This is a genomic window from Streptomyces shenzhenensis (genome assembly GCF_021462265.1).
Lineage (GTDB): Bacteria > Actinomycetota > Actinomycetes > Streptomycetales > Streptomycetaceae > Streptomyces > Streptomyces shenzhenensis.
The window spans coordinates 1-12,565 of sequence record NZ_JAJONF010000048.1; the positions used below are offsets into that span (position 1 = coordinate 1).

General features: G+C 73.0%; 4 protein-coding genes and 3 pseudogenes. 4 read left to right on the plus strand and 3 right to left on the minus strand.

Annotated elements, in window-relative coordinates:
- Positions 1-7,020, plus strand: a pseudogene (locus LQ326_RS38600) (hypothetical protein); the annotation flags it as partial.
- Positions 7,021-7,059: 39 nt separating this feature from the next.
- Positions 7,060-8,223: an RICIN domain-containing protein gene (locus tag LQ326_RS38605; protein ID WP_234543746.1), complete on the plus strand. Its 1,164-nt coding sequence runs from the start codon at positions 7,060-7,062 to the stop codon at positions 8,221-8,223.
- A 119-nt stretch (positions 8,224-8,342) separates the two neighbouring features.
- On the opposite strand, the pseudogene LQ326_RS48925 reads toward LQ326_RS38605, so the two are convergent.
- A pseudogene (locus LQ326_RS48925) lies at positions 8,343-8,522 on the minus strand (IS3 family transposase); the annotation flags it as partial.
- Positions 8,523-8,692: 170 nt separating this feature from the next.
- Here LQ326_RS48925 and LQ326_RS38615 point away from each other — a divergent pair.
- Together LQ326_RS38615 and LQ326_RS38620 are read left to right on the plus strand one after the other, a co-directional pair.
- A pseudogene (locus LQ326_RS38615) lies at positions 8,693-8,899 on the plus strand (AMP-binding enzyme); the annotation flags it as partial.
- 72 nt (positions 8,900-8,971) lie between these two features.
- Positions 8,972-10,168, plus strand: a complete 1,197-nt coding sequence (locus LQ326_RS38620; protein WP_234543747.1) for an alpha/beta hydrolase — start codon at positions 8,972-8,974, stop codon at positions 10,166-10,168.
- Between the two features lie 412 nt (positions 10,169-10,580).
- On the opposite strand, the gene LQ326_RS38625 is transcribed toward LQ326_RS38620, so the two are convergent.
- Both LQ326_RS38625 and LQ326_RS38630 read right to left on the minus strand, forming a co-directional pair.
- The gene (locus tag LQ326_RS38625; protein WP_234543748.1) at positions 10,581-11,045 is read right to left on the minus strand and encodes a hypothetical protein; all 465 of its coding nucleotides are present in this window, start codon (positions 11,043-11,045) and stop codon (positions 10,581-10,583) included.
- A gap of 219 nt (positions 11,046-11,264) precedes the next feature.
- On the minus strand, positions 11,265-12,326 hold the full coding sequence (locus tag LQ326_RS38630; RefSeq protein ID WP_234543749.1) for an alpha/beta hydrolase: 1,062 nt from the start codon (positions 12,324-12,326) through the stop codon (positions 11,265-11,267).
- Positions 12,327-12,565 lie beyond the last annotated feature (239 nt).

The window sequence follows — 12,565 nt, forward strand, 5'->3', positions numbered from 1 at the left end:
CGCATCATCGAGAGCGTCACCTCCGCCGGCCCCCGACTCCACGACCACACAGGGCAGGACACGAGCACCCCCGTCCTCGACCCCGACACCACTCCCGTCCCCGCCCAGTCCACCCCCACCTGGCCCACCTCCAACGCACCGGCTCCGGCGCCCTCCTCGACGTACGTCCTCGCGTACGGGGCCCAGCAGGACGGCAACGTGGGGCTGGTGTTCCTCGAACCGCTGCCGGCCGCGGTCGTCGACGGGCTGCACCGGCAGGTTATGACGGCGCTCGGGCTGCCGGACACCCACCCGGTGCGGGAGCAGCTGCGGACGGTGGCGAGCGCCGAGGAGCTGGTGGTCAATCTGCCGTATCTGCGGGGCAGTCTGGGCTACCGGATCACGCTGCGGGTGGACGGCCGGGACCGGACGGTCGACCTGCGGATGCGGCTCTCGCACCCGGTGGCCGCGGCCCGGTACGGGCAGGCCGAGGGCGCCGAGCGGGACGTACGGGTGGAACGGCGGGGCATCGGCAGCCAGGAGTCGGTGGCGTCGGAGGTGTCCGGCAACGTCCGCACCCTGCTGCTGCCGTGGACCGCGCTCTCTCCGGTGAGCAGGGCGATCCCGGTGCGCGGTGTCGACGTGGCGCTGACGCTCGCGCTGACCCTCAACCAGCTCTCGTCGAGCGCGTCGGTGACGACGGCGGTGCAGTCCACGACGGCACAGCGCAGCAACGAGCCGTCGGAGCCGTACGACTTCACCGCCGAGTGGGACGTACGGATCGACACCCCGCCGCTGGCCCCGCCCGTCACCTGGGGGGCGTGGCAGGCGCACGGGCCGGTCACCTTCTGGTTCCCGCAGCATCTGGCGCGGGACGAGGAGGGCGAGTTGCCCGCGGCTGCGGACCTGGACGACCTTCCGGTGTGGGGTGTCGACACGGTGGCGGACCCGGGGCGGCTGCTCGCGGAGGCGTTGCAGCACTTCAGGGTGCGGCTGGCGGAGCTGGATGCGGACTCCCTGGCGGAGTTGGAGACGTTCCTCTCGGAGCCGATGCTGCGAGGCACCCTGCCGATGCAGCGGGATGGGGGCGTCTACTCGCCGGTGCTGCTCGACACCTCGGGGCGCGCGGTCGGCATGCTCCAGTTGCGGACCGACGTGGAGGTGGGGGCGCCGCTGCGGCGGAGCGTCCCCGGGAAGATCAATCTGGAGAGCCACCTCATGCAGGTGGTGAAGATCGAAGCACAGTCCAGGTTCAGCAGCGGCGTCTCCCTGTCCGGGAGCGCGGGGCCGGCGCTCACCGGCGACCACAGCGAGGGGCATCCCGACGCTTCACGGCGGGTCGGCGGCGGAGTGCTGGGACGGGCCTCGGCCCAGGCGGGGACGAGCAGCGCGCTGACGCAGAGCGGCAGTGCGGCACTGATGCACGCGGTGCGCACCAACCGCAGTCATCTGCTGGCCCCGGCCACGGTGCGGCACAGGCTGGTGCTGCATCTGCCGGGCGGCGGACAGGTGCCCTTCGTGCCCGAGGAACGCAGGCGCGGGATGCACCTGCGGCTGCTGACCGCCGAGGACGCCCAAGGACACGTCCCGACACCGGCGGAACTGCGGCGGCTGCCCACGGAGCTGGAGCATCTGCGGTCGATCGGCACCACGGCGACGCCGCTGAGCGTGGACGGCGCCGCACCCCTCTTCGTGCACGCCGAGAACTGGCTGCGCCGCGAGGGCTTCCTACCCGGCGACACCACCGTGCGCAGTCGGGTACTGCCCGACGAGGCGCTGGTGCAGGCCCAGTTGAACAATCTGCGCCGGTTCGAGCAGACCCGGTCGCAGATCGGGCAGCGAGCCGCGACGGACGCCATGCTGGACGGCGGCCACCCGCTCTTCCTGGAGATCCCGACGGTGGGCGGTACCCGCCGGGTGCGCCTGGTGCTCAGCGCGGTGCGCGGCCCCGGCGCCAGCACGCACACCCGGGTGCTGCCCGATGTGCAGGGCATGGGTCTCGCGTCGCTGTCGACGTCCGCGGGCGACCAGAACGGGTCGCAGTACGGCGCGTCGTACGGCGTCGGCGGCTCGTTCGGGGTGCCGGTGCGGGGCGGCGCGTGGACCCTCGGCGGCACCGGCGCCCATGTGCGCTCCCACCAGGTGCAGCTCGACAACAACGTCCAACTGTCCCTCGGGCACGACCAGTTCTTCATCGGCAGCGGGAACGGACAGCGCAGCGAGGTGTTCGAGGTGCCGGCCGAGCTGGCGCTCGATCTGTACGAGGGGCCCGGGGACGAGCCGAGCGTGCGGTTCGCGCACGAGACGCCGGCGCAGCCCTACCTCCCGCACGGCGCCCCGCCGGCCGCCCCGCAGCCCCCGCCACCGGACCGGGTGCCGGGGACGATCAAGCTGTCGGTGCCGACACACCGTACGCTGCCCGCCACCGCGCCCGCCCCGGCGGCGCCCCCGGCCCACACCGTGCGGGCCGCCGCCGCCCAACACGCCCTGCTGGAACTGACCGACGCGACCGGCGCCCCGCTGCCGGATTCGGTGCCGCTGCCGGACGACTCGATGATGGAGGTGTTCCGGGGGTCGGCCGCGCTGGAAGAGGCGTTCCACGCGGTACTCACCAACACATACGAGGGACATCCGGCCCGCGGCCTGCTGGACGGGATCGCGGACGCGGTCGCGGATTACACTCCGGCTCCGGTGGTACGCGCCGGACGGGCCGTCATCGGTTCGCTGGCCGGCGCCGCCGCGACCGACCCGACCACGGTGGCCGCGGAGCTGCTGACCGCCGCCCGCAGCCCCGCGGCCCTGCTGGCCCGCGCCCACCAGGTGTTCAAGGGCGCCTATGTGGTCGAGGGGCTCACCCTGCCGGGACTCGCCGCCGACGAGGTGCTCTCCGTGGAGATCCGGGGAGCCCTGCGCCGGCCGGGTGCGGCGGGTGACGTGTCGCAGTACTTCGAGTCCGGCCTCAGCGCCGGCGACGGCGCCGGGCAGCAGCGCGGGGTGTCCCACGGCGCGCAGTGGGCAGGCGGCTTCACTGCGGTCCGCAACAGTTCGTCGGCACAGACTCCGGGCGCCGACCAGGCCGCGGGCAACGACGGCGACACCGGCGGCATCGACGACGGCAGCACGCTGCACACCCGCGCGGACGCCCCGGAACAGCAAGGGGGCGGCGCCACGACGGGTTCCGCGGCCCGGCAGCCGAGCCTCAACCCCTCGGCCCGGTACACCCGTACCACCCGGCGCGACCAGGGCCGGGCCCTCGCCTCCTCCACGGCGGTCAACCGCACCGCCACCGAGAGCGGCGCCCAACACCGCATCGCGGCCGACGCGCTCCTGCTGGTGACGTTCCGCCGAGGCCGCCGCAACGCCGTCGGCAACGCGATCGGGCAGGGCGAGGGCCGTGCCGTGACGGTCGCCGTCGAACTGCCGGACGGCGTACGGTTCCTGGCCACCCCGGCACAGATCCGTCGCTACGCGGCCTGGTTCGGACCGGTGACCGGCCTCACCGTGCCCGCGCCGCTGCCGGGGTCCGTGGCGCCGCCGCGCCGGTTCGCCGCCTCCGGCGAAGTGGGCCTCGGCAGTGTCCAGGCGATGGACCAGTTCACCGACGGCACCCGATCCGTGCGGCGCCGCGACGCACTGCGCCAGGAGCTCCTCATCCTCATCGAGCGCGAGGCACCCGGCACCACCCGCCCCGGGCACGCCTCGTACCTCCCGGGCGTGGCCACCCGGATCGCGGACCTCACCTCAACGGCGGGCCTGCGCACCCTGGTCGGCCGCGGCCCCGGCCGCGTGCAGCGCTTCAGCTTCCGGCACGTCGGCTACGGCGGCCCCCGCCTCGTCGAGGTCACCCTGACCACCCGGCCGGACGCCGACGAGCACACGCTACGACTGCTGCGCGGACACCCGGCGGCGACCGGCTCCGGCATCGAGCAGTACCACGGCCACACACCGTCCTCCATGACCGACCGGACCGCCCGCAGCGTCCGGCACTCGGGCTTCGTCCAGCTCCAGACCCGTCTCCCGAGGCCCACCGGCGGCCCCCGCACCGACCGGGCGGGCGCGCTGCTCAGTGCCGACACGGTGCGCGGCAACTCGGCTCGGGTGACCCGGGCCGCCGAGGACCGCCACTGGCTGCGCACCGACAACGCCGCCGACTTCGAGAACGTCCCGTACCGGATCGTCGCCACCGTACGCTCCAGCCCGACGGCCGACTGGCTGGTGGACCTGCCGGGCAGTGTGTTCCAGCACGGCGTGCTGAGCCTGACCGACGCGGACGCCTCGCTCGTCGCCCGGATCAGGCGCCTGTTCCTCGGCGGACAGACGAGGACGGTCACCGTGCACGCCGCCGCCGCGCTGCGCTTCACCGGCAGCGAGACCGCCGAACCAGCCACCCCCGAACCGCGGGTGACGGTGGGCCGGGCGGAGCTGCGGCCGACGGTGACCGGACGCCGGTTCACACCGGGCGGCCCGGCACCGGTCTTCGGCTTCGACGCGGGCACCGAACTCGCCGCCGCGCTCACCGAGGTGGCCCCGGCCCTGACCCGCTCCTGGCGCTCGCTGGCCGCCTCCGACTCCGCGGACGCCACCGCCGTACGGATCGGCGAACTCGTCCAGGCGGGCGCGATCTCGCTGGACCACCCGCGCGGTCCCGCGGGCCTCACCACCAGGATGCCGGGCGCCTACCCGTTCCAGGGTCCTCCGGGCACCCCGCCCAGGCTCACCCTGGAGCTGTACCGGCCGCGCCGGGTGACCGACACCGGCGACGTGACGGTGGACCGGGTGCGGATCAGCACGGTCAGCGCGGGCTCCGCCTCACACGCGGGCCTCACCGGGAGTCTCTCGGCACAGGGCGGCTTCAGCGCCGACGCCGCCAACCGGCACCTGGCCGGCTTCACACTGCCGGCACTGGCCCGCCAGCCGCAGGACCCGGGATCGGGCGCCGGTGTCGCCGGCGCCCGCCGCGAGTGGCTCAAGCACGGCAACACCAGTGCCCCGGAGGGCTCGCGCGGCACCCGCAGCCACGAGATCCTCGCCGACGCGCTGCTCACCGTGCACGGCTCGAACGGCGTCCGGTACGTGTCCGGCACCGTGCGGATGCGCCCCCTGGAACGCGACCTCCTCGGCCTCGGCGTCACTGACGGCCGCACCGATCCCGGGGTGTACGACGGTGCCTCCCTGACCCGTGAGGCCGCCGACGCACGGACACGGAGCGAACGGGCCTCCCTGAGCGGCGAGGCCGCCGACGCGCAGGCACCGGGCGACCGGGCCCCCGAGGTGCTCCGCGACTGGCGCACCGTGCCGCTGCGGGACCTGCCGACCCTGCTGGCGCGCGGCATCGAGGGGTACCCGCGCGGAGCCGACGAGGACATGGTCCAGCTCTGGCTCGCTGTCGACGGCAGCCCGGCACAGACGGCCCGAGCCCTGTACGCGGCCTCGGGCACCGCTCTCCTTCTGGGCCGCCCCGTCGAACTCGCCCTGCGCGACGGCGAGGGCGTGCGGTTCCGGCGGTTCGGGGCGGACGGGGACCCGGAGGCGACGCCGGGCGATGCGGACCAGGACGGCGCGGCCCACGACGACTGGACGGCCGTACGCCGATGGACGCGCACACTGGAGGAGGCCGGGCGGGCGGAGGACGCGGCACACGCGCGCGAGGTCCAGCTCCAGGAGCAGCTGTCGGCCGCGCGGGACGTGTTGGACGGCACCCTGCCGCCGGTGACCCTGGCGGAACGGGAGATGGCCGACGCGCACGCGGCAGCCCGCAGGGCGGACGACACGCGTGCCGCCGCCGACCGGGCGGTCGAGGCCGCCGAATTCACCGATGAGGAACGGCGCCTCGTTCTCACGGAGTTGACCACCGCCCTCCGGAACCAGACAGAGGTGGCGAGGACCGCGGACCTGGCCGCCGAGGAGTCCCGCCAAGCGGTCCGGACCGCTGAGGCCGACCTGCGGAACGCGGAGGAGGCCGTACAGCAGGCCACCGATTCGGGCACGCCGGGCCGGATTTCACGCCCCGGTACGAGCGGTGGCCCCTCGGCCGAGTCCCTCGCCCGGCGTGAGTCGGCCCGGAACCGGGCGCGTACGGTACTGCACCGGGCGCGGGTGGCGGCCGAGGCGGCCGAACGCGCCGCCGAGGCCGCCCAGCATGTCGCCGACGACCTCACGCGACGGCTCGCCCTGGCACGCGGCGCGGCCCGCGACGCCGCCGAAGCCCTGGCCCGCGCCCGGAACACGGCCTCGGCGGCGGCCGCGGCGGACCGCGACGCCGAGGCGGCGCTCACCGCGGCCACCGCACACCACGACCAGACGGTCGCCGCGCGGAACGCGGCCCAGGAGACGGTGGACGACCTCGGGCAGGGGATCGCCGACACCCTCGCCGAGCAGGCCAGGCAGGCGGCCGGACAGCGCAGGGCGCAGCAGGGTCTCAGCGACGAGGTCGCCCTCCTGGAGACCCGGCGGGCGGCGGCGGGCGACGGCACGGTACCCCTGCCGACAGGTTCCCTGGCCGCCGCTCCCGCCGCGTGGCCCCACCGCACTCCCCGCCCGGCACCGGCCCGCGACACCGAACCGGCGGAGGAGTCCGACTCCGACTCCGACTTCGACCCCGTCCCCGCGTGGGCCCGGCAACCCGACCCCCACGCCGCGCTGCTCACCTGGGCCCAGGTCGACGTTGCGGCTCACGGCGTCCCCGACGACGCGGAACTCCCGGCCCCGGACTCAACGGTGTCGACCGAGGAGCTGGCACGGATCGGAGCCCTCAGCGAGGAGTCGCGCGCCGTGGCGATCCTCCTGAGCGGCACGCTGACCGTCGAGCAGGCCGGACTGGACGACTCGGCCCGCTTCGCCCTGCTGCTGAGCCGCCCCACCGCCCCCTCCTACGTGGCCACTCTCGCCGCACTGGTCGTACGGGACATCGAGCGGCCGGTCCAGGTGCTCGGCCCGGACGACCGGGTTCGACGGTTCGGGCCGGCCGACGGCGACCCGCTGACCCTCTACTTCGACGGCAACCGGTTCTCGGCCGACCCGCCGGCCCCGGACGACGACTGACAGTTCGTCACCCGATCACTTCTTTGTGGAAGGAACAGAATGTCCGGCAAGAACAGCCCGCAGCACCAGGCAGCGACGGGCGAGACGGAGTCCGCCCAGGCTCCGGACACCACTGCGGGCGGCGCCTCCGAGGCCGCGGCGACACCCCCGCCCACCAGCGGGGAGACGGCCGCCGCCGCGACGGCGCAAGCGGCTCCCGCGCCCCCGTCACCGCCGGCAGCCGCGGCCGGGGCCGGGGCCGGGGCCACGAGCGCCGGTGCGGGAACGACTCCGGAGGCGGAACCGGACGGCCACGCCGACGCGCACGCGGACCACCACGCCGAGACCGGCGCCGACGCGGGTGCCGATGTCCTGGCCGCAGCCGGAGGTGGTGAGGACACCGCGGCGGCGTCCTCCGCCCCCGCCTTCGGGCGCCCCTCACGGGGCCTGCTGGCCGGAGCCGCGATCGCGGGCGCGCTGCTGGTCGGGGTGCCGTTCCTGGTGTCCGGAATGCTGGGCAGGTCGAGTTCGGACGCGAAGCCGTCGGAGCAGGTGGCCGACGCCGGCACCCTACTGAACGGGGCGACGACGGACAGCGGTGCGGGCGCTTACGGTTCGGCCGCACCGGACCCGACGTCCCCCTCGCCGACGACGTCGCCCGGCAAGGGCGGCGGCAGGAACAACACGGTGAAGACCGGTGGGGGAGCCGCGGCGGTCGGCGCCGGTGCCGGAGTCGTCGCGGGCAGTTCCGCGGAGGCCCCCAAGAAGGCGTCCTCCAAAGGGAGTTCGCAGAAGAAGACCACCACCAAGGTCACGGCCACCAAGACGGTGATCAGCGCGCCCGGCACCACGATCTACAGCCACGCGTCCGGCAAGTGCATCGAGATGGTCGGGCACAAGGGCGCCGACGGCTCGCCGCTGGAGATCTGGAGCTGCAACAGCAACAACTGGCAGAAGTGGGACTTCCGTTCGGACGGCACGGTCCGCTCGATGGGCCTGTGCATGGACGTCGCCTGGGGCTCGTCGGCGAACGGCGCGGTGATCCAACTTGCGGTGTGCAGCGGCAACCCGGCCCAGCAGTTCCGCCTCAACTCCAGCAACGACCTGGTCAATCCGCAGGCCAACAAGTGCGTGGACGTCAAGGACCAGAAGACGGGCAACGGGACCCGGCTCCAGCTCTGGGACTGCAACGGCCAGGACAACCAGAAGTGGAGCACCCGCTGACCTCGGCGGTGCCGCCGCACCGTTCGCGGCAGCCTCGCGGTGAACTGCCGCTCGACCAGGTCGGCGGGCCGGTCGGTCTCGGGTGCGGGGCGGGTGGTGCGTGGGCTCTTGGCCCGGATCACCCCGCGCGGACCGGCCGCGGGCATGAGGCGCTCGACCGTGCAGCGGGCCACCTCGAACCCCTCGCGCTGGAGGGCGGCGTGGACCTTGCGGGCCCCGTAGACGCTGTAGTCGGCCTCGTGGATCCGGCGTATCTCCCTGGTGAAGTCATCTACCTGGTGGCGCTGACCTGCGGCGATGCTGCTACGAACATCTCTGGCCTGGGCCGATCCGTCTTTCCGGGCCTTTCACGCTCGTGCCCGGTTACGCAGTCGATTCTCCCCACGCGCTCCCCAGCGCCGCTCGTACTCCCCAGATTCTCCCCAGGGAATGGCCCGGAGCGGGGTCGGCGGGGCGTGCTACTGAACTTGAAGAGGAGGGCGACGAGGTGCCCAAGGCGTTCGTGGTGCCGGCGTCCGGACCGATCTCCGCCGAGGAGGTGATGGCCCACGGCGAGGGCCAGGTCGCTCCGTACAAGAGGATCCGCCGGGTCGAGTTCGTCGAGGCGGTGCCGAAGGCGGCTTCCGGCAAGATCCTGCGGCGCGAGCTGCGGGACCGGGAAGCGGCGTGTTCCTGAGCGGTGGCCGTGGCCCCGGACTCGTAGCTCCATCAACTCCTTTGCTACGAAGCGCCGTTGTACGGTCAAGGGGTGAGCGGCGAGGTTTTCCGGTTCGGGCGGTACGCGTTGGACGCGGAACTCCGTCGGCTCAGTTGTGACGGGCAGCAGCTTGCTGTCGATTCCGGTGCCCTGGAGCTGTTGTGCCATCTTGTCGAGTGCCGCGACCGTGTCGTGCCCGAGGCTGAACTGCTCGACCGGATGGGGCACGGGAGCGAGGTCAGCAGGATCGTGTTCGCCGACTGGCTGCGCACCGCCCGCCTCGCGATCGGCGACGACGACCGGCGGCAGCGGCTCATCCGCACCGTGCCCCCGCACGGCTACCGGTTCGTCGCGCCGTCCGCGGCGATCCCCGGAAATCCGTCCGCCGCCCCGACCGGTGGACCGGTGACGGAGGCGGACCACGAGGTCATCCGTTTCTGCCGGTCCGCCGACGGCACCCGCATCGCCTACGCGCTGACCGGCGAGGGCCCGCCCCTGGTGAAGACGGCCAACTGGCTGACCCACCTCGACCTCGACCGGACCAACCCGATGTGGGCGCACTGGTTCGACGGGCTCACCCGTGGCCGGCAGCTCGTCCGCTACGACGAGAGGGGCTGCGGCCTGTCCGAGTGGACACTGCGCAGCTTCACCCTCGACGACCTCGGCGCCGTGGCCGACGCTGCCGGCCTCGACCGGTTCCCGCTGCTCGGCGTCTCCCAGGGTGCCGCGGTGGCCGTCGCCTATGCCGCGCGCCACCCGGAGCGGGTCAGCAGGCTCGTCCTCACCTCTGCCTACGCCCGAGGGCAGTTGGTCCGGGCCGACAGCGACAGCGAGCGGGACGCCGCCGAGGTCGACCTGAACATCGCCCGCGCCGGATGGCGCTCCCAGGACAGCAGCTTCCTGCGCTACTTCGCCTCGCAGTTTCTGGCCGACGCCACCCCCGCGGAGTGGGACGCGTTCGCCGCCTACCAGCGGCAGACGACCTCGCCCGCCAACGGCCTGCGCTTCCTGGAGGAGTTCAGCCGCATCGACGTCTCCGGCATCGCCCACCGGGTGACCTGCCCCACCCTGATCGTCCACGCCCGCGACGACGCGCGGGTCCCCGTCGCGCAGGCACTGGAACTGGCGACGCTCATCCCCGACAGCCGGCTGATCCTCCTCGAAAGCCGCAACCACCTGTTCACCGCCGACGATTCGGCCTGGCCGACGTTCCTCACCCATCTCGACACCTTCCTCGGCGAGGGGTGAGCCGGTCGGGATCCCGTCGGGTGGCGGGAACGCGCACACGGGGAAGGCCCGTAGACGGCACGGAACGTGATCGTTCCGTGCCGTCTACGGGCCTTCGTCACCTGGGAGGCGGCGGGCCGGTCTGACCTGTGAAGGAATTTCTGCCCATCTGAAGGCCGCCGTTGAGGTTGAGGGCGGTGAGGCTGAAGTCCTTCGCGTCGGCCCAGGCAGTCGACTCGGTGATCCGAGCTCTTGCGGCGGACACGGCCCCGCTGGGAAGTACGACCCCAGGCATCATTCCCGGGGCTGACGGCGTGCCGAGCCGATCCGGTGAAGTCCGGTGCTGTCCGTCAGATCCCTGAAGCGGCGCGCGGAACTCCGCGACCAGCCACGACGGATCCGCGGAAGACGCACCGGACTTGCCGCGAAGCGCCTAGCCGATGACGATGTCGCAGTCAGCCCTGCCGTGGTCGGCGATGGCGGCGAAGTCGCCCTGGATGTCAGGGTCGTAGGCCGTGGAGCTGATGGTCCGGGTCGTCTTGCCCGGCACGGCCTTCTTCGCGGTCACCTGAGTGACCTTGGCGGCGTCCCACGTCAGGTCGCACGTCCAGTGGAACGTGCGGACGAGGAGGTTCGAGTTGTGGGCGGTGCCGGTGATCGACCAGTTGCCGTCCGCGTTCACCACGAACGTCATGCTTCCGCTGACGTTCCGGCTGCTGTCGCTGGTCGCGAACGTGATCGACTGGCCGTCGGCCGAGACCACCTTGGTGGTGTCGTTGGCCTGCGCGGGAACGGTCCCCAGCAGCAGGGAGCCCAGCGCGGCCCCCGAGACGATCAGCAGCGCCAGCCCCCGTCGACTCCGGGCCCGGCCGGACGTCCTGGTGTTGTCGACTCGCATGTTCTGTCCTTTTCTCTCGCGTTCTCGCGCGATCTCTCGCGTGGTGGCTCTTCCTGGACGCCGGGCCGGAGCACGATGTCGGTCGAGTGCCCCTCGGTCCGGCGTGTTCTGAGCATCGCGCCTGTCGCCCTACCGGGGCTTGGGGGAGCTCTGAGGCTTCCCTGAGGGGAAGCTGAGGGCGTCGTCCTCAGCGCACACGTGCCGGTCCCGGCGTACGGGTCACTCGGCCAGGAAGGCGTCGATGTGGGCGAGGAACTCGTCCCACGCTGGCTCGAACGCGGTGAGCAGGTGACTGCGGCTCTTGAGCAGGACCAGCCGGCTGTCGGGAATGAGCGCGGCCAGCTCACCAGCCTGGGCCGCCGGTACCCGCTCGTCGTCACGGGAGTGGATGATCAGGGTGGGGCAGGCCACCCGGTGGGCGATCGCGGAGACGTCGATCCGGGCGAACTCCTCAAGGAAGCGAACCCCGTTGGCGGGGGAGGTCGTCTGCCGCTGGAAGTCGGTGAACTCGGCCCAGTCCTCCGGTGTGCCTTCGGGCAGGAACTGGGAGGCGAAGACCCGCAGGAACCTGGTGTCCTGATGGAGCCATCCCACGCGGGCCAGGTCCAGGTCGAGGGCCGCCTCCTCGCGCTCAGCCTCGGTCTGCGCCCGGACCTGTCGGCCCCTGGCGTAGGCTCCGGCGAGGATGAGCCGGCTGATCCGTTCCGGGTGGCGCACGGCGTAGGCCACGGCCACCGCGCCGCCCTGTGACACCCCGAGCAGCGGGAAACGGTCGAGTCCCGTGGCCTCGACCACGGTGTGGAGATCGTCCACCCAGTGGTCGAACGTGAAGCCCGGCACGGTCCAGTCCGAGAGGCCACAGCCGCGTTCGTCGTAACGGACCAGCTGGCGATTGCGTGCCAGCCCGCCCAGCCAGTGGGACCACACCGGGGTCGTCCACTCCAGGTCGAGGTGCGACATCCAGTTGGCGGCCTTGAGCAGGGGCGGGCCCGAGCCGACAGTGGCGTAGGCGATGCGGGTGCCGTCTGCGGCCCGGCAGAACCGGATCGTCTGGCTGTCGGGGCCGCTCGGCCCGTCGGCCGGCGCAGAATGGGAGTCGGCCTGCTGTGCGGTGCCGGCGGACGCGTCGTCCCCGACGACCGTCGCCGTGGCCACGAACCGGTAGCCCCGCCGGTGGACGGTGCGGATCAGGTCCTGCCGGCTGCCGGTGTCACCGACGGCCAGGCGCGCGGTCCGCAGCGCCGTGGTGAGCGCCGCCTCGCTGACGAAGCGATCCCCCATACCTCGTCGAGGAGTTCGTTCTTCGGCACGACCCGATCCTGGTGCACGACCAGATGGCACAGCAGGTCCAGGGCCCGGGGCTCGACATGGACCGCCTCACCGGCCCGGCGGAGCAGCTGCCCGGCCACGTCGAGCTCGAAATTCCCGAAGCGATACTTGTCCCCCTGCACCTTTGCAGCGTACAACTCCCAGGCGTCGGCGTACATGTGAACGAATCGTGGACATGTGGAGGGGGCGGA